Here is an 18165-nt window from a genome sequence, read left to right as displayed (position 1 = left end):
AAGATACGCATTGTCATCCATAATTACACATTGATGTTAATATCAAGAGATGGGCTATCTGGAAACAAAGTGAAAAACTAAGAAATATGAAGATATTTTAAGATAATCAAAGTACATTAAGGGAGGATTGCTTTTGCCAGCAAGGCAGCCCATAGGCCAGGGCAGTCATGACCTTGTTATCGGGGCAAAACGGCGGGCTTTGAAAAAGAGGACTGGCTTTGAGATTAAATTGCTAATCAATAAATTTAATCCTTTTTAAAAATAACAATGTTCTTTCCATCTCCGGCTTATCAAAGATTTTTTCCGGACAGCCTTCTTCAATTATTCTGCCTTGATCCATAAAAATTATCCTATCGGAAATTTCCCTTGCAAAGCTCATTTCATGTGTGACAATTATCATCGTCATGCCGTCCCCGGCCAAGTCCCTTATTGCTTGAAAAACCTCTCCGGAGAGCTCGGGATCCAGTGCGGACGTGGGTTCATCAAACAGTATTATGTTAGGATTCATGGCAAGAGCCCTGGCGATGGCAACTCTCTGCATTTGCCCTCCGGAGAGTTGATGGGGGTAACTGTCTTCCTTATCTTCAAGTTTAACTTTGATCAACAGGTTTAGACCTATTTCCATTGCAGCATTTTTATTAACCCTCCCTACCGTCATTAACGGTTTTATTATGTTTTCCAAAACTGTATAGTGAGGAAACAGGTTGAATTGTTGAAAAACCATACCTACTTTTGTTTCAGAACAGTTTTTATCGTAAATGGAATTGCCATTTAATGATATCCTGCCGGAATCAATAAACTCCAGCTTGCAAATACATCTTAGCAATGTGCTCTTTCCAGAACCGCTAGGCCCTATTATTGAAATAATCTCTTTTTTATAAACATCAAGCGCTATCTCCTGTAGCACCTTAAATCCGCTGAATGATTTGTTCAATCCTATTATCTTCAATATTGGGATGTCTTTCATAATATATATTCCTTTCAACAAACATAAGCCTTATTTATCCGCTTTTCAATCTTTCTACTGATCAGGGATACGGCATATGTCATGATAAAGTATATAACCCCCAGGGTAAGATAAATCTCAAACGCCCTATAGGTTCTAGTATAAATAAGGTTTCCAATTCTAGTTAACTCCGTAATAGCGAGAATTGAAACGAGGGAACTTTCTTTTAACATTGTGGAAAATGAATTCATCAGGGTAGGTATGGCCACTCGTACAGCCTGTGGGTAAATAATATAAACCAAACTCTGGAATCTATTGTACCCCAGTACAAAAGAAGCTTCCTTCTGGCCAACCGGCACAGAATTAACAGAAGCCCTGACAATTTCCGACATATAAGCGGCACTATTTAGCGCGAGACCAATAATTGCCGCTAAGAAACCAGGTATATTGATCCCTATGGAAGGCAAGCCGTAATAAATAAAGAAAAGCTGGATTAAAAGCGGAGTACCCCTGAACACCTCAACGTATAAAGATAACACCTTTTCAATTGCTTTAGGTAACTTTTCACACCTTAGTGTTCCGACTATGAAAGCAACTATCAAGGCTAATATAAAGGAAAATGTTGTTATCTTTATCGTCAGCAAAGCTGCAGATAATAAAAATATCCAGTTGTCAGCAATAACTCCGAATTTCAAATCCATACCTCCCTCCACTCAAATATTAAGGGCAAACATAATGTTCACCCTTAATCAAACCTATATTTTCAGCCATTTGTCTATCAATTGGCTATATACACCTTTTTCCTTCACTATAGACAGAGCTTCGTTAAGTTTCTGGGTAAGGTTGTCTTCCCCTTTTCTTAAAACCATGACTATCTCGGCAGATTCAAGAGGTTCTTCCAGTATCCTGAAGCCTTTCTGTTCTTTGAATTGATTTACGGCATAAGCATATCCAACAATAACCGCGTCAATTCTTTTATTTTTCAAATCAATGAAAGCTTCCGGGTTGTAATTATACCTTTTTATTTCCTTTAATCCTTGCATTTTATCTGCAATTTGCTCGCTGCCCGAGCCTAGTTGCACACCAATAACCTTGCCCTTGAGATCATCCGTTGAATTAATATTTTTGTCATCTTCTCGTACTACTATTATATCGTTCAGGTTATAATAAACGTCACTCATATTAACATTTTCTGCTGCCGCTTCCTTTTTTGACATACACGTAATCAAAACATCATAATCACCTTTAGTCAGTCCCCCGAGAAGAGCCGGCCATTCCGCATCCTTGATTTCTACACCTATTCCGAGTTCTTTAGTCAATGCATCGGCAAGGTCTATATCAAAACCTTCAATCTCTCCGTTCTTCTCGTTTCTTGATTCAAATGGCGGATATGCCGCACAAAGACCAACAATGAGCTTATTGCTTTCCTTAACCCTTTGCCAAGAATTATCTTGGTTATTCTGGCTACCGGATTCGATTTTTGAAGAACATGCAGCCATTAGGGCAGATATTGATAAAATAAGTACTACTAACAGTGTGTTTTTCAATATTTTTTTTGCCAAATTCTAACCCCTCCCTGATTTCATATCATTCATTAATATTTTTACAAATAATTGTTTAATATTGTTTATCGAGCTCACAACATCTATTTCATCTATCGCGGCAATTGGCATAGAAAGATGGTTACTGTTTAATAATTTAGTAATTTCCTCAATAAAAATCCCAGATTTATTAATAAATGCTGCCGTGCTGAGCTTTTCTTTAGCATCATTGATATTTGCTGATAATTCCCCTCCCCAGTCGCCAGAGCATGTCTTACTTACACCACAGCTCGGACTTCCGTCTATGCCGATTATGCCAATAATTTTATATCCATTTTTTACATAATCAATTAATTGATAAATAATTGGTTTAATAATTTCCCGGCATTTTTCCCTAAAGAAAGGAGTATCAAATTGTTCCCTTACGTGCCCCCATCTTTTAATACCGTAAACTGTCATTTCAGGGCAAGGAAGCTGTATTATGGCAATTTCCTTTTCCATTAACATACTTACTATTTCGGAAATTATTGCCGCATAACCACTTAGTCCTTCAACTTTTGAGTTAGCATTGAGAATACAGTGGGACAACAGGATGATCTTTTTACTTCTTTTAATATGATCACCTCTTTCCTTAATAATAAAATTATTTTATATTAATATCTTTTTCAGGTCTAATATATTTTTTTTATATTTTTTGCAGTGTTTATTTAAAGTTTTTATATTTAAGATTTATCTCATTTTCCTCACTTGTGGGGAAAGCTGTTTTTAATATCAATAAATATAACACAAATGTGATTGCTCTTAAGTCAACAGCAACATCCTGAATTTTATCTTTTCTATTAACCGTTTTGATATACATATTTAACGATTTTTACAAAAAAATACTTAATCGCCTTTTCCATAATTAAACGTAAACTGTTCTAACATAAAACAAAAGAAACGGGAGAAAATAGCGGTTAATATCCGATTGAGGGGGTGAATAATGAGCATTTGAGCAAAAATAATTATGGGCAGGCTGCTGGGACGGAGATAGTTCACCGTTTGCCCGGCCGGATAAGGATATCGGTGCCGGGGCTAAAGGGCAACTGGTTGATGGCCTCGGGCATTCACCGGAGAATAACCGAAATGGCCGGCGTCCGCCGGGCGCAGGCAAACCCGCTGACAGGCCGGGTATTGGTAGTTTTTAACGAAACGCAGGTAAAACCAAACAAATTGATTAAAACCATTAATGATATTAATAATTGCCCAGAGTATGGGTTCCAGCTGCCTCCAAAGAACAACGGGGCATCCGCTTTAGCTTGGCAGAAGCTCCGGGAGCCGGAAGATTTGCCTATCAGCGAGCAACTGCTTAATGTGGCCATGGGGGGAGGAATACTGGCCTATTTAGGTTTAAAGCGCGTCTTGTTCGGCCGCACCCCTCTGGCCGAAAGCTCCGGTATTTTCAACCTGGCGGCAATCACTGCCATCGTTTCCGGTTATCCGGTTTTGTACAGCGGGTTGCAAAGCCTGGCTAGAGGCAGGATCAATCACGATTTATTGATGAGCGCAATAGCCTTGAGCACCATTTTTTTGCGAGAAAGCATTCCCGGACTGCTGGTAATCTGGCTGACCAACCTGACCGCCCTTGGACAGTCCCTGGTGCTTCGGAGCTATCGCAACGCGTTGCCGGAACTGCCGGAAACAAAAGGAGAACCGGGGCAGAAACAAGAGAGAGCAAAAATTCCCCGGTGGCGCGAGGCCGGACAAGAGTATGGCCGCAGGGCAGTGCTGCCGGTATTCGGGCTGGCTTCATTATCTGGATTAGCCGGCGGCGCCGGCGGCTTCCAAAGAGGGTTAGCCATGCTGCTGGCGGCCAATCCGTCTCCCGCCGGCCTTGCCGCCCCTACCGCGGCTACCGCGGCGATGGCCGGAGCCGGGAGAAAAGGTATTCTTTACCGGGACGAGCATACACTTGAGCTTCTTTCAGCTGTAAACACAGTTGTTTTCACCAGCGTAGAGACGCTGTCAGAAGCATCATACCAGGTGGCGGACATTCTACCGGCGCCCGGAATTACCAAGAAAGAATTGCTTGACTTGGCAGCAGAGGCTTCATGCCAAATGGATAACTACCATTGCCTGGTCTTAAGGAAAGCGCTGGCAGCCCGGGTATACCGCTTAGAATCAACAAATAACGGCTCGGGGGAAATAAAACCGGTGCTGGCGGGTAACGAAGATATTCTAACCGCAGGCGGCGTCGAGACCAAATGGTTTTTTTTCAAAGCCCGCCGTTTGCGGCATCTCGGTCAGCTTCCGGTATTTATCGCCACGCAAGGTCGGTTAGCCGGCTTAATCGGGATCAAGCGGTATCGGGCGGCTGATCCGCGTGAACTGGTTAATGGCTTGCGTGCCCTGGGAATCAATAACATAGGCTTAACCGTGGAAAAGGATAGCCGCGTATTGCGGCAGTCCGCCCATGAAATCGGAATATACCAGGTCTGGCCGGGCTTAACAACCCAAGACAAAGTAGGGCTTATCGGCAGTTTGAAGCGCCAGGGTAAAAAGATCGCTTTATTGATGGGAGATACAGACGACTCTCCGCTGTTGCAAGTCGCTGACGTCAGTATTTGCCTGGCTTCCAGTCTAAAATGCAACACGGTTGATGTGGTTATTTCCAGACCCGCCTTATTACCGGAAGTATTCCGCACGGCAAAGACCGGTGAACTGCGGGTCAAACAGAATTTAACTTTAGTCCTGGCAGCCAACTTTACCGGTTTGGCTTTGGGGGCGACAGGCCGGCTGCCGCCGATGGCCGCCTCTGTATATAACAATTTGATTTCTATATTTGTAGGGGCGAATTCTTTGCGACTATTGTCAGGCAGCCTCCACCGCTCAAGAAACCGCTGCCGTTCGCTGCCGGCGGCGCGGCAGGAAATAGCCGCGGCTTTGGCTCTCAGCGATAATCACCTTGAAACCTTCCGGCAGGAACCACGGTCACAATTTAACTTTAGCGATTTGCACAAACTGTCGGTGGATGAAGCCCTACAAAAACTGAAAACAGACCTTGAAAACGGCCTGAATAGACCTCAGGTGCTGCAGAGAATGAATTTATTCGGCCCCAATAAATTGGCCGAGGCAGAGCCGCGGGGTTTTTTCTCCAGGATGTCGGACCAGCTTAAGGACTTTCTGGTAAAAGCTTTGATGGCCTCGGCAGTGGTCTGCATAGCAATGGGCGAATTCAATGACGCCCTGGCCATAGTGACCATCTTAATCTTGAACGCAATGCTGGGCGCCCTGCAGGAGCAAAAAGCCGAGGGTGCTTTACAAGCCCTGGATAAAATGACGGCCCCTGCCGCTAAAGTAAGAAGGGCTGGAAAAGAGCGGCGTTTACCGGCGGCCGGCTTGGTGCCGGGCGATATTGTACTGCTGGAGCAGGGGGACGCAGTACCGGCCGATTTACGCCTGATAGAAGTGCACGGGCTGGAAGTCGAGGAGTCGGCCCTGACCGGCGAACCATATCCCATCCCTAAAAAAGCCGATCTGATCACAGATTGTACAGTTTTATTGGATTGTGACAATCTGGCGTTCATGGGGACGAATGTCACCCGAGGGCGAGCGGTGGGATTGGTGTCGGCCACCGGCATGTCCACTGAAATAGGCAAAATTGCCGGTTTGCTCAACGAGCATAAGCGGGAGCCGACACCGCTGCAAAACCACATGACCGCAGTTGGCGGCGTAATATTAAAGTACTCCCTGGCGGCCAGCGGGTTGGTGGCGCTGACCGGTGTACTGCGAGGCGGCTCTTTGTTCCAGATGTTTTTAGCTGGGGTCAGCCTGGCAGTTGCCGCCATACCGGAAGGTTTACCGGCTGTGGTTACCATTGCCATGGCATCCGGCGTCAAACGGATGGCTAAAGAAAACGCCGTGGTCAGGCATCTGCCGGCCGTGGAAACACTAGGCAGCGCCACTTTAATCTGTACCGACAAAACGGGTACATTAACCCAAAACCGTCAAAAGGTGCAGTCGGTCTATACCAGTGGCGGCTGGTGGCAAACCCAACCGGGTGAACGGCTGCTAAAGCCGGACCAAGCGGGGAACAACGACCCGCGAGATTTGGTGAATTTGCTGGCTGCCGGAGTACTGTGCAACGATGCCAGCCTGCATAGGCCGCAAAACAAACTGTCCGGGAGAACTAAATCACAGTGGCGGGCAGAAGGCGATCCTACTGAAGGCGCCCTGCTGCTGGCAGCTTTGCACAGCGGTCTGAATTACAAGGAAATTCAGGAAAGGTGGCGGCGGATTCGAGAACTTCCTTTTGACGCCGAACGGTCAAGAATGACGGTAGTTTGCCGGGGAAAAAGTCCGGAGTACGCGGCATTTGTGAAAGGCGCCCCGGAAGTAGTCCTTGGTCTTTGCACGCAAATGCAGCGACAGGGCAAAATTGTCCCTCTGGACGGCGCTTCGCGCCGGGCGGTGCTGGAAGCTAGCGAGCAGATGGCCGGCGATGCCATGCGGGTACTGGCAATTGCCTACCGCCCGCTGGCTGATCCGGAATTGCCTGACCCGGAACAAGCTCTTATCCTGCTTGGCCTGGCCGGTATGGTTGACCCGCCGCGGCCGGAGGCTGGCAATGCCATTGCCACCTGTCACCGCGCCGGGATCAAGGTTGTGATGATCACCGGGGATCACCCCCATACCGCCTTAACCATAGCCCAAAAGCTGGACATTGCCGAAAGCGGCAGGGTGCTTACCGGACGCGATATTGAAAGTCTCAATGACACTGAATTGGCTGCGGCGGTGCGGGAGGTGAGAGTTTTCGCCCGGGTGCTGCCGGCGCACAAGTTACGCCTGGTCAAAGCTTTCCGCCAGCAGGGTGAAATCGTAGCCATGGTCGGGGACGGCATCAACGACGCTCCCGCTGTAAAAGAAGGAGACATCGGTGTGGCCATGGGCCGGACCGGAACCGATGTAACCAAACAAGCCGCTGATATTGTGCTGCTTGACGACAACTTTGCCACGCTGGTCTCCGCGGTAGAGCAGGGCAGGGGAATATACAGCAATATCAGGCGGTCGGTGCGCTACTTATTATCCACCAATGCCGGCGAAGTGCTTTTGATGTTCCTGTCAGTTCTTCTTGGTCTGCCGATGCCCTTGCTGCCCATCCAGTTGCTCTTTCTGAATTTATTGGGAGACGGCCTGCCTGCTTTGGCCTTGGGAGTTGAGCCGCCGGGCAAAGAATTGATGGTCCGGGCGCCCAGGCCAACCAGCCAAGGTTTTTTTGATGATGGTCTGAACGCCCAAATAGTCAGCCGGGGCGTATCCCTTGGCCTGGTGGGGCTAGGAACCTACCACTGGGCTTTAAAGCATGGCGACCTGAGCCGGGCCAGGACAATCGCCCTGGCAACCATTACATCGGGACAACTGTTGGCGGCCCTGGAATACGGTGAACGAAAAGAAGGCAAATCCAACCATTTCCTGGCGGGCTCGGTCGCTCTCTCGTCAGCCTTGCTGGCCGGAGCAATCTACCTGCCGTTTGGCAGGAGGATCTTTAAAACAAGTCCGCTGGGTCTGATGGACGCGGCCGTTGTATTGGGCACATCCGGGCTGACTTCCATTATGGACCGGGCCGTTGCCGATTTATGGCATGGCAATAAACCAGGCGAAAAACCAAAAAACACCGGTAAATAAAGAAAAATTGGAGAGCTGCCCGGCTTAACGGCAGCTCTCTCAATTATATATCTCCTGTATGTCTCCATACACATTCGCAGCCCGCCCCGCTGGGTGCTGATGTAAATGTCCGCAAAGGACTTGCCGGCAGTCATTTCAATCTTAATCATTCATTCAAGGGAAGTAGTAAGAAATTTATTTAAAAACATAAAAATATTGTAATAAAATTGGTTTCTTTTTGGGCAAAATAATTCAGACTAAAAACCTTGGGAGGAATATAAATGCATCAAGAACAAGGTAAAGAAATGGCTGGCAAATATGACCCTGAGGTAATCAAGCAGCTAAAGAAAGAAATCATTGAGGATCTTGAGAACCGCCGGGAATGGCGGGAAAAACACTACCATGACGGCAACGGCCGGGGGGACTACCCGCCACCTGCATATCGCGGCCGGAAACACCAGCAGGATGAAGATGACTGGTGGACCGATAGAGATGAATATCATTACCAGCGCAATATGTCACTGGTGAGAAACCAGTTGCGGGATGAGTTAAGAGCGTTGGATAAAATGAACCAGCAACTTGGACAAGCCAGGGATCCTCAAATTCGCCAGATGCTTTATGACTTATTGCATGAAGCCCGGGAGCAGGGCATGGGAGTTCAGGACTTGCTGCAAAGCTTGGGACCAAATAACGGCGGTGTCGGCCATGTAAAACCCTTCTGGAACCGGCTCACAAATCCATTGCGGGGTATTGACCGCCGCAGTTTCGGCTGGGGAGCAGGTGCGGCGTTAATTGGGCTGTTATTTTTACCCTCAGTGTCAAAATCAGTACGTCCGTTGATATGTAAAGCAATGGAAGAAGCCATGGAAATAAATGAACGGGTACATGGTGTATTTTCTCAGGCAAAAGAGGAATTTGAAGACATTGTTGCCGAGGTGAACTTTAATAAAGTAACTTCTTCGCCAGAGAATCCGGTATCCGATACCGCTGAAGCGGAGGAAAATGAACCAAACCAAGATAATGAAGCACCCCTTGAATAATTAATAATTGGATAAAAAGGTGGGGGTCGATTGACAAGTTCAGACGAATTAATTGCACATCTTTCCAAAATACTGGCAGACTTGCGCAAAGCTATTGACGATAGTGTGGCTATTCGGAGCCGCAGCAAGACCGACGCCAAATCCGTGGCTCAAATCTGGGAAAGTTTTCTGAGAGAATTTATCGGATATATTATGAAGAAAAAGCGGGAAACCGGACAAAATTTACTCGAGGGCATCTCCTTTCGCAACATTTGGCGCAGGTAGAAAATATGCGGCAATTGCACTCTACTAGAATGCGATCGCCGCAGCAACAAGCAAACGGATGGAGAATTGCTATGCTGTCCGGTTGTTTGATTCACCATGGTTTTACTCACCATAAATTGGTGCCGCAAGGTTCATTCGGTAAATTTTGGTATGAAAGCTCCCAACCATACGCCCGGACATCATTTTCCAGCACAGGACAATGTTCTAATTCGCAGCGAACACAACGGCTTGTGATAATCCTCCCGATCCTGCCGCATACCGGACAGATCTGGATTCTTGACCTCGATACGTCTCTCTCCAGGTTCCATTCCCAGGCTGGGCAGGCGCAGTTTTTGCAAGCCATTTTCCCCTCCTTTTTTGTCCGGCCTTTCCCCCGCCGGACTGGGGTAAATTTTAATTTAAAGAAGTTCTACTCCCAAGGCAGCCAAAGAACTGCGTTCTGTTCTGTTTAAAGTGATATGCGCGTAAAGCTGCTGCCCCTTGAAGGCTTCGATTAAAGTTACAAAACCGTTGTTTGTGGCAGTCAAACGGCAGTTGTCGATCTGTTGGATGTCCCCGGTTATTACTATTTTTGTTCCCTTCCCCGCACGCGTGATGATTGTTTTAACGTTTTCCTTGGTCAAATTCTGCGCCTCGTCAATAATCACCCACTGCCCGGGAATTGAGCGGCCGCGGATATAGGCAAAAGCTTCCAGCTCAATATATCCCTCTTCCATAAACTTGCCGACTTGTTCCGCGGGTGATGATTTTCTGTCATACTTATTTACGGCAAAATTGCTGAGTAAAAATTCCAGGTTGTCAAAGATCGCGCCCATCCAGGGCGAAAGCTTCTCTTCTTTATCGCCCGGCAACGCCCCGATGTCCTGGCCGTGTGGAATGAGCGCCCGGGAAACCACCAACTTGCTGTATAAGCCCTTGTTTATGACCTGATGCAGGCCGGCAGCCAGGGCCAGCAAGGTCTTTCCCGTACCCGCCGGGCCTAAAATACTTACCAGTTGAATATCCGGATTGAGCAGCGCGTCTATTAAAAAATGCTGTTCGATGTTCTCTTCTGCCGGACCGATGCCAAAAGCCTGCTGCTCACGGCATAATGAAACAATGTTTTTATTACCGGCGTTATAACGCCCGTAGTGCGCTCCCCCCGTCTGATCAACCATCTTGACATACTGATTGGCCAACAGTGGATAATCTGTATAAAAAGAATTAAGTTGGTAAAAATTTTGAACCTCCCGGTCTGATATTTGAACTTCACACCAACCGGAATATAAATTTCCCAACTCAACACTTTCAGCTATATAATTTTCAGCCGGTATGCCTAAAATATCGGCAATCAATCTGGTATAAATATCCTGAGTGATCAACTTCAGCGGCTCTTCTTCCATGATGCCTTTGCTGACGGTAAGGATCCGGTTGTTTATCATGTTCTTTGACAAGATTTCGGGGAGCTGAACGTCAGTATGGTTTACTTCTACTTTGAAGTAGTGGCCGGTTTTGAGACGGACTCCTTGATGAAGCTTCGGCCGCAACCCGTCAAGAAATCTAATGGCGCTGCGGGCGTAAAGGCCCCGCTGGTCCTCCAGACCTTTAAAATTATCCAGTTCATGAATAACCGCGAGGGGCAAGATGATTTTACAGGGAGGGAATGATTGGATTATTTCTTCTATGGGGCGATCCAGCAGAACATTGGTATCTAAAACCCGTACTGTCAAGTTTATTACCCCCTATTCCATAATCGTATGAGACATAGTAGTGTGCCCTCGGTGGTTATTATAAAAGATGAATATTAAATCCAAACTAATTACTTATTAATTCTTGGTTATTTCCTTGTAAAATTTGTATATATCATTCATTTAAATATTCAGAATTCAGGAGTCAGAATTCAGAATATCTCAAGATGGTTAGCTATTCTTTTATTATGACTCCTGACTCCTGTTAAATGGTTTTGAACTTAAGAAGCTGACCCTGGAGACTTTGGGCCATTACGGCCAACTCCCTGGCCAGATCCGCCACTTTCCTCGCCGAAGAGTTATGGTCATCCACAATCCCATTTGATTCCGTTTCCACTGTTCCGGCAACGGAGCGCATCGTCAACACTACCTGCCCGGTACCCGCAGAGATTTGGTCCATTTTTCGGCTTATTTTCGTTATGCGTTCATTAGCGTTCGTTATGGAGCTATAAATATTATTTAAATATCCCTCGGCATTACCGGTCATTGAGAGACCTTCTTTTGCCCCTTTTCTGCCCTCTTCCACCTTTTCCAACACAGCCTTGCTTTCAATTTTTATGGCATTTATCAACCCGCTTATTTCTTTAACCGATTGTCCGGCAATTCCCGCTAGTTTCCTTATTTCATCGGCCACCACGGAGAAACCATTGCCGTATTCCCCCGCTCGCGCTGCCTCTATGGATGCGTTTAAGGATAATAGATGTGTCCTTTCTGATATGTCTTTGATTATTTCCAATACTTGTCCGACTTTGTCCAGATGCCCACCCAGGAGTTCAACAGACCGCGATTGCCCTTCTATCAGGGCAAAATTCTCATTGATGTTTCTAAGGATGCTTTCCAGAGCCGAACGCCCGTTTTCCACTGCCATCCGCACTTCACAACCAGCTTCTTCTGTCTCATAAATCTCGCAGGATACTTCCTGAATAGAAGAAGCCATATCATTAACCAGCAAACCGGTCTGTTGGATTAACTCCACTTGATTGTCTGCAACAGAATTAATTTTTTTACTGTTAGCCAAGAGATCTTTTACCAGAGATTGGAAATCATTTATTAATAATGCCAGATCTTTTAGCATTCTGTTAAAACTTTTGCCTAAAACGGAATATTCCAAACCGACCCCTTCCTCATGGGCACGCACAGTCAAATCGCCTGTTCCCGCTTTTCCCGCAACCTGCAACATGGCGGCCAACGGTATGGCAATCCTTCTGGATACAAAAAAGCAAATCAAAAATGAAGTGATAATAGCAACCAGACCGATAGCCAAAGTAATATTCCTCATTTTATTGATAGGCGCCAGATAATCATCTTCAGAAATACTAGAAATGTAAATCCAGTTTTTCCCCGGTATGTTGATATAAGCAGCATTATACTTTTCCCGTTCATTTTCAAAAAATAGAGTTCCGCTTTTTTTCTTAATAATCTCCTCGATGGCAGGCTGGGGAATAAAGTCGCTTTGCTCTGTTTTCTCACCTAACTCAATTACCTTACCGCCCTCTCCATCGATCAAGCGCAATTCGGCTCCAATCTCTTTATTGCTAAAATATGATAATTCTTGAGTCATTAAATAACCTACCTTGTTTTTTAGTTCCCTGCTATCTATCGTTGAAGTAAAAAGTTCAATTTTATCCCCGACGTTTTTAACCGAAAGATTTAAATTATCTGTAATTAATCTTTCCATGTTGTTTTTTAATATGAAATATGTTGTTCCTCCTAACAATAGCACAACAAGAACAACAAGGGTTGTAAACATAATCATAATTTGAGTTTGAAACTTTAAATTAAACCACCATGTCCCAAACAACTGAAATTGTCTCCTTAACATCCTCATACCTCCTAGCATTTGGATGTGAGCATAAAGCTTCATACGGATAGTCATTCCGTTTTGTAAATCCTCACATTGCGGACATACATACATATTCGCAATTATCAGGGATACCCATACCTGTACTCGGACAGATATCTCTATCATCCTGCAAATCGGTGACCATAATAGCGACCTCCCATTTATTCTTGTTTTACATCTACCAACTTCATTTAGCGCCCTTTCTTTATATGTTACCAATAGTATGTAAATTATCATTAAATATCAATTTAAATAATTGTAAACTGAATATTATATTTATGTAAAAAAAATCCGAGTTTAGCTCGGATTTATCGTCTTTGTAAAATTACTTACATCTTTAATTTTACGCATTAATTAACCCTGCGTCACCGTCATCTTAGTTCACATTCAGGCTTGACCTTGATAATGTTGACTAGGTACCATAACCTTGAGCGCTTCTGGAACCAAGGAAATGTTAACCGGTGTCCTCGTAGTTATTTCACCATCCACCTCAACACACTGTGACGGCAAAGCCTCAAGCTTTACTTCCTTCACCCTAAAAAAACGGGCCTGCGGAAAGATTGCCGCTTTTCGAAGCAGGAAGGCAATCCACAGTTTTAACGTATGCCAACGGTGCGGCGTATCCATAACGAAAACCATCAGTTCCTGATCATCCGCCGTGGCATTTTGGGCAAACGGCGTTATTCCAAAGTACCCGCCATTGGCTATCACAACCTGGTGTGTATTAAATTTGAATACTTCGTTATTCATGGTCAGCGTGCATTCAATAGGGCGATGGGAAAACATGATCCGCATTCCCATCAGGACATAAGACAGCATACCTGTGTACTTTTTAAGCCTACGGGAAATGTACCGGGCAATATCTGCAGATAAACCGATGGCAACTACGTTTGAGAAATAATCATGATCTACTTTCCCCAGGTCCACATCAGCCACTTTTCCATTGACAATAACTTCAACAGCCCTCTTCAGGTCTAAAGGTATTCCAAGCGTTCGCGCAAAACTGTTTACCGTACCGAATGGCAGTATGCCAAGCACCACATCCTGACAGGCAAAATAATCCACTACCGAACTTATTGTTCCGTCCCCTCCGCCGACAATTATGAGTTTATGCTTACGCTTTACCGCATTTTGCACCACTTTAGGCAAACGCTCCGGATATTTAACCGGGTATGAAGCCGCAACCGAGATCCCTTGTTTAGTTAATTCGTCCTTAGCCGCACGGAAAAATTTTTGCCCCCTGCGGGAATGGGTGTTAACTATAAGCGCAGCGGCGCGCTCCTTGTTATACATACCATTAGATTCATATTCATTAACTCGTTGAGGCGATGAATTTATCATTTAGTCACTACCATGGTTTCCGTGACGATGATGTCCTTTACTTGATGAACGTGAGAACTTAGACAAAAATCCCATAATTAAACCTCCTGAAATTAATTATTTTTTTACCTGCTGCGGAAAACAAAAGTGGCCCAGGGCGTAAGCCTTGAACCAGATGATATGCGTTCGGATTTACTCTTCCTCGCCCTCTCCCCCGGACTCGCCTCCGTTTTCATTAGCTTCAGACTCAGATCCAGACTCCGCTCCGTTATTTCCCTCATTAGGCGATAAATTGTTTACTGTATCCTGTATGCTTTTGTTGACATCCTGAACTGATTTGTTGACATCCTGGATGCTATCATTAACTTTTTTAACGCCATCTGTAACGTCCTGTACATTGCCACACCCGGCGGCGACCAAAGAAAACATTAAAAAAACGGCTGCGAGGCAAAGTAATTTTTTCATTAAAACACCTCCTTCATAACATTTCGGGCATATTTCTTTTGCCTTAATCATACACGATACTGCTGTCTACTGTCCACGGCTACAGGAATGTTTTTATTCTCTGGATCTTCTGTTCTTAGTATATCCCCGCCGGCTAAAGATCAACCGAGAGAAAACTAAAAGAAAGCTAGGAGATTTGATGACTTAAAAGATCCTCATACCTCCTAGCGTTTGGATGTGAGCATAGAACTTCATATGGATAGCCATTCCGTTTTATAAACCCCTCGCAGTACGGACATTCATAGTTGCAGCTACCAGGTATCTCCATCCCCCTGCTTGGGCAGGTATCCCTATCACTCCGCAAATTGGTGGCCATTATCTCGACCTCCCGCTTTACACCTTAACAGCCTTATTTAACCACCTCATGTTTAGCCCCTAAGTCGCCGTCATCTTCCGGTGTATTCTCCTGCCCAGCCAGCGGGCTGTCAGGTTGAAGCTGAGCACGAACAGAATCAGCACCGCCGCGGAGCCGTCCGCTACTCTGCGCAGGTCTGGGATAAGCCCCTCAGTATTAATCTTCCATATATGAACAGACAGGGTTTCCGCCGGGCGGAACGGGTTGAGAGGTGAGGTTTCGTTGAAAATATTCCACTGGCTGAAATCCATCGGCGGGCTGGACATGCCGGCGGTGAACAGCAGCGCCGCGGCCTCTTCAAACACTCTGCCGCAAGTGATAATGATACCACTGATCAAACCGGGAAAAGCAGCAGGCAATACTACTTTGCAGATCGTCTGCCAGCGGTTGGCGCCCAGGGCCAAGCTCGCCTCGCGCAGGCCGGCCGGCACACCGCGAATAGATTCCTCGGTGATCCTGACCATGAACGGAAGGTTCAGCACTGTCAGGGCAAGAGCGCCCGAGAGCAGCGAATAACCCCAGCCGGTCATATTGACGAAAACCAGGAGACCGAAAAGGCCGACAACAATTGAAGGCAGAGAATTCAAGGTCTCGATAGAAAGCTTGATAGCCTCGGTAAACTTGTTGGCACCCGCGTATTCAGACAGGTAAACCCCGGCTAACAGACCTACGGGAATGGTGATGGACATGGACAGCAGCAGGAGATAAAAAGTATTGAAAATCTGCGGGCCAATACCCCCGCCGGCGCTGATTACCTGGGAAGGCTTTGTTAAGAAGGCCCAGTCGATATACTTTCCTCCATGATAAAGTATGTAACAGACTATGGTACCCAGAAAAAAAATAACCGCAAGAGCGCCGGCCCAAAATATCGCAGTGGCAATCCGATCGACGCGGCGTGAATTCACCGGACAACCCCCCCCTTACGCACAACAAAACGCAAAACCAGGATAAAAAAACAAGACATCATCAAGGTAAACAAGCCCATCGACCAGAGCGCGTTGTTCCACAATGAGCCCATGGGCGTGTTGCCCATATCCATGGTAATAGCGCTGGTCAAAGTAATCACCGGATCCATAATTGACGTGGGCATTTTTCTCATATTGCCGATTACCATCTGCACAGCCAGGGCTTCGCCGAAAGCTCTGGCCAAACCCAGAACAATACCCGTGATTAAACCGGAACGGGCAGCCGGAATAAGCACATGATAGATTGATTGCCAGCGGGTGGAACCCAGTGCCAGCGCCGCCTCCTTATATTCACGGGGCAAAGATCTCAGGCTGTCCGTCAACACGCTGACGATAGTGGGCAGAATCATTATTGACAGCACCAGGAAACCGGCCAGTATGCTAAAACCCATGCCGCCAATATTGTCCCGGATAAAAGGAACCAACAGGCTTAAGCCGATATACCCGTATACAACGGACGGAATACCGGCCAGCAGTTCGATTGCAGGCTGTAAAAACCGCTGTCCCCAAGAAGGTGCGATTTCAGCCATAAATACAGCGCAGATGATGCTGAGCGGCGCGCTCAAAAGAACAGCCAGCATGGCGATTACTACGGACCCAAAAATAAAAACCAGCACGCCTACTTGCGGACCGCCATCTTCCGGCAGGCGGTCGGGCCACCACTGCGTGGAGAATAGAAATTCTTTAACACTGACCCCGTTGATTATAAAAGTAGACAGGCCTTTTACGGTAATAAACGATACAATTGTTACAACAGAAATTATTGCCAGAATCGCCGCCCCCATGGTTAGGAATCTGCCCAGCAATTCGCTGTTCGGCCTAAATACTCCCTTGGCAAAACTCTTCTTCATCCAAATCACTCCCGCTTCCAACAATGAACTAGTTGAAAAAGGGCCGGGGATCCGGCCCTTTTAACACACTAACAGCTTTTCTGAACACAAATATTCTTCTTCCGCCGGAGCCACTCGCGGCGTATGCGTCTATTTATTCTTAACATTACCGTTCACATCTCTGACTATTTTCATATCAGTGCCAGGAATATAACCCAGCTGCGGCACTATGTTTTTCTGCACATCATCAGACATCATGTAGTTCAAAAAAGCTTCTGTCGCGCTTCCCGGCTGACCCTTGGTATAACTGTGCATGTAAGCCCATACCGGGTACTTGCCGGTAGTAATATTCTCCTTGTCGGGCGCCACACCATCCAGGCTAACGGCCTTCACGCTGCCGTCCAGATAAGACAGCGCCAAGTAACCGATCGCTCCGGGAGTTTCTTTAATGATTTTGCGAACTGTGCCCGAGGAATCCTCTTCGATGCCTGCCGCCTCCTCGGCGTTGCCCAGGGCGTATTTCTTAAACGTCGCCCGTGTACCTGAAGCCTTCGGACGGTTTACCAGGACTATCTTTTGATCAGGACCCCCCACGCTCTTCCAGTTAGTAGTTTTTCCGGTAAAAATATCGACTAATTGTTGCTTGGTCAGGTTGTCAATTTTAACATCCGGGTTAACTACCGCGGCCATGCCAACAACACAAATCTGGTGGTCAGTCAGTTGAGAAGCGTCGATACCGTCTTTTTCTTCAGCAAAAATATCCGAATTACCGATATCGGCCGCTCCCTGTGAAACTTGAGTAAGTCCGGTGCCGCTGCCGCCGCCCTGCACCACCACCTTCACATTCGGGTTCTTGGCCATGAACTGAGTCGCGGCCTGTTCCGCGAGCGGCTGCATGGCGGTGGAACCTACCGCCGTGACGTTGCCGGATAACTGTTGGGCCGCCTTGTTATCCGTGCTTTGCTGAGCGCCCTGCCCGCCGCAGCCGACCAACGCTGTCACAACGGACAGGCACAGTGCGGCAACCACTATTACTTTTACTTTTTTCAGCAAATCTTTCTCCTCCCTTAATGTACTTTGATTATCTTAAAATATCTTCATATTTCTTAGTTTTTCACTTTGTTTCCAGATAGCCCATCTCTTGATATTAACATCAATGTGTAATTATGGATGACAATGCGTATCTT

15 protein-coding genes are annotated in these 18165 nt (G+C 46.3%); 3 read left to right on the top strand and 12 right to left on the bottom strand.

All coding sequences use genetic code 11. The features are described 5' to 3' along the window. Nucleotides 1-232 precede the first annotated feature (232 nt). Genes L9W92_RS17315 through L9W92_RS17300 form a run of 4 tightly spaced genes read right to left on the bottom strand, consistent with a single transcriptional unit; the run spans nucleotide 233 to nucleotide 3081 of the window. Nucleotides 233-967 (bottom strand): amino acid ABC transporter ATP-binding protein, encoded by a 735-nt coding sequence (locus L9W92_RS17315; RefSeq protein WP_248286110.1) that lies wholly within the window; start codon nucleotides 965-967, stop codon nucleotides 233-235. A gap of 14 nt (nucleotides 968-981) precedes the next feature. Then, nucleotides 982-1647: an amino acid ABC transporter permease gene (locus L9W92_RS17310; protein ID WP_240084995.1), complete on the bottom strand. Its 666-nt coding sequence runs from the start codon at nucleotides 1645-1647 to the stop codon at nucleotides 982-984. Between the two features lie 54 nt (nucleotides 1648-1701). Next, complete coding sequence (locus L9W92_RS17305) at nucleotides 1702-2508, bottom strand: ABC transporter substrate-binding protein (protein ID WP_240084994.1); 807 nt, start codon at nucleotides 2506-2508, stop codon at nucleotides 1702-1704. A gap of 3 nt (nucleotides 2509-2511) precedes the next feature. Next, a complete protein-coding gene (locus L9W92_RS17300; protein ID WP_376741826.1) occupies nucleotides 2512-3081 on the bottom strand; it encodes a CD3072 family TudS-related putative desulfidase in 570 nt (189 codons plus the stop codon). Between the two features lie 396 nt (nucleotides 3082-3477). Between L9W92_RS17300 and L9W92_RS17295 the strand changes: the two genes are divergently transcribed. The 3 genes from L9W92_RS17295 to L9W92_RS17285 all read left to right on the top strand — a co-directional run bounded on the left by L9W92_RS17295 (nucleotide 3478) and on the right by L9W92_RS17285 (nucleotide 9434). Then, nucleotides 3478-8151, top strand: a complete 4674-nt coding sequence (locus L9W92_RS17295) for an HAD-IC family P-type ATPase (protein WP_240084993.1) — start codon at nucleotides 3478-3480, stop codon at nucleotides 8149-8151. 260 nt (nucleotides 8152-8411) lie between these two features. After that, nucleotides 8412-9170, top strand: coding sequence for a hypothetical protein (locus L9W92_RS17290; RefSeq protein ID WP_240084992.1), 759 nt, complete (start codon nucleotides 8412-8414; stop codon nucleotides 9168-9170). 30 nt (nucleotides 9171-9200) lie between these two features. Then, nucleotides 9201-9434 carry a hypothetical protein gene (locus L9W92_RS17285; RefSeq protein WP_240084991.1) on the top strand — a complete coding sequence of 78 codons (234 nt, stop codon included), beginning with the start codon at nucleotides 9201-9203 and terminating at the stop codon, nucleotides 9432-9434. A gap of 106 nt (nucleotides 9435-9540) precedes the next feature. Here the strand turns inward: L9W92_RS17285 and L9W92_RS17280 are convergent, their stop codons facing one another. The 8 genes from L9W92_RS17280 to L9W92_RS17245 all read right to left on the bottom strand — a co-directional run bounded on the left by L9W92_RS17280 (nucleotide 9541) and on the right by L9W92_RS17245 (nucleotide 18028). Next, nucleotides 9541-9777, bottom strand: a complete 237-nt coding sequence (locus L9W92_RS17280) for a hypothetical protein (protein ID WP_240084990.1) — start codon at nucleotides 9775-9777, stop codon at nucleotides 9541-9543. 55 nt (nucleotides 9778-9832) lie between these two features. Then, on the bottom strand, nucleotides 9833-11143 hold the full coding sequence (locus tag L9W92_RS17275; protein WP_240084989.1) for a PhoH family protein: 1311 nt from the start codon (nucleotides 11141-11143) through the stop codon (nucleotides 9833-9835). Nucleotides 11144-11366: 223 nt separating this feature from the next. After that, on the bottom strand, nucleotides 11367-12839 hold the full coding sequence (locus L9W92_RS17270) for a methyl-accepting chemotaxis protein (protein ID WP_240084988.1): 1473 nt from the start codon (nucleotides 12837-12839) through the stop codon (nucleotides 11367-11369). Nucleotides 12840-13391: 552 nt separating this feature from the next. Beyond that, a complete protein-coding gene (locus tag L9W92_RS17265) occupies nucleotides 13392-14297 on the bottom strand; it encodes a diacylglycerol/lipid kinase family protein (protein ID WP_240084987.1) in 906 nt (301 codons plus the stop codon). Nucleotides 14298-14516: 219 nt separating this feature from the next. Beyond that, nucleotides 14517-14789: a hypothetical protein gene (locus tag L9W92_RS17260; RefSeq protein WP_240084986.1), complete on the bottom strand. Its 273-nt coding sequence runs from the start codon at nucleotides 14787-14789 to the stop codon at nucleotides 14517-14519. Nucleotides 14790-15203: 414 nt separating this feature from the next. Then, the gene (pstA, locus tag L9W92_RS17255; RefSeq protein WP_240084985.1) at nucleotides 15204-16088 is read right to left on the bottom strand and encodes a phosphate ABC transporter permease PstA; all 885 of its coding nucleotides are present in this window, start codon (nucleotides 16086-16088) and stop codon (nucleotides 15204-15206) included. Beyond that, nucleotides 16085-16999 carry a phosphate ABC transporter permease subunit PstC gene (gene pstC, locus L9W92_RS17250; protein WP_240084984.1) on the bottom strand — a complete coding sequence of 305 codons (915 nt, stop codon included), beginning with the start codon at nucleotides 16997-16999 and terminating at the stop codon, nucleotides 16085-16087. Before pstC ends, pstA begins: the two co-directional genes overlap by 4 nt. Before the next feature lie 129 nt (nucleotides 17000-17128). Then, the gene (locus tag L9W92_RS17245) at nucleotides 17129-18028 is read right to left on the bottom strand and encodes a phosphate ABC transporter substrate-binding protein (protein WP_240084996.1); all 900 of its coding nucleotides are present in this window, start codon (nucleotides 18026-18028) and stop codon (nucleotides 17129-17131) included. Between the last annotated feature and the right edge of the window lie 137 nt (nucleotides 18029-18165).

Origin of the sequence: Pelotomaculum terephthalicicum JT, from assembly GCF_022410535.1 — a bacterium.
In the GTDB taxonomy this organism is placed as follows: Bacteria; Bacillota; Desulfotomaculia; order Desulfotomaculales; family Pelotomaculaceae; genus Pelotomaculum_D; species Pelotomaculum_D terephthalicicum.
Note: the sequence above shows the minus strand (reverse complement) of the source record. Positions and strands in the feature narration are given on the sequence as shown.

Excerpts from the sequence above, each read along its gene's own strand:
- L9W92_RS17315 (WP_248286110.1), bottom strand. The coding sequence starts at position 967 with ATGAAAGACATCCCAATATTGAAGATAATAGGATTGAACAAATCATTC.
- L9W92_RS17270 (WP_240084988.1), bottom strand. The coding sequence starts at position 12,839 with ATGGAAAGATTAATTACAGATAATTTAAATCTTTCGGTTAAAAACGTC.
- L9W92_RS17280 (WP_240084990.1), bottom strand. The coding sequence starts at position 9,777 with ATGGCTTGCAAAAACTGCGCCTGCCCAGCCTGGGAATGGAACCTGGAG.
- L9W92_RS17290 (WP_240084992.1), top strand. The coding sequence starts at position 8,412 with ATGCATCAAGAACAAGGTAAAGAAATGGCTGGCAAATATGACCCTGAG.
- pstC (WP_240084984.1), bottom strand. The coding sequence starts at position 16,999 with ATGAAGAAGAGTTTTGCCAAGGGAGTATTTAGGCCGAACAGCGAATTG.
- L9W92_RS17265 (WP_240084987.1), bottom strand. The coding sequence starts at position 14,297 with ATGTATAACAAGGAGCGCGCCGCTGCGCTTATAGTTAACACCCATTCC.
- L9W92_RS17260 (WP_240084986.1), bottom strand. The coding sequence starts at position 14,789 with ATGAAAAAATTACTTTGCCTCGCAGCCGTTTTTTTAATGTTTTCTTTG.
- L9W92_RS17310 (WP_240084995.1), bottom strand. The coding sequence starts at position 1,647 with ATGGATTTGAAATTCGGAGTTATTGCTGACAACTGGATATTTTTATTA.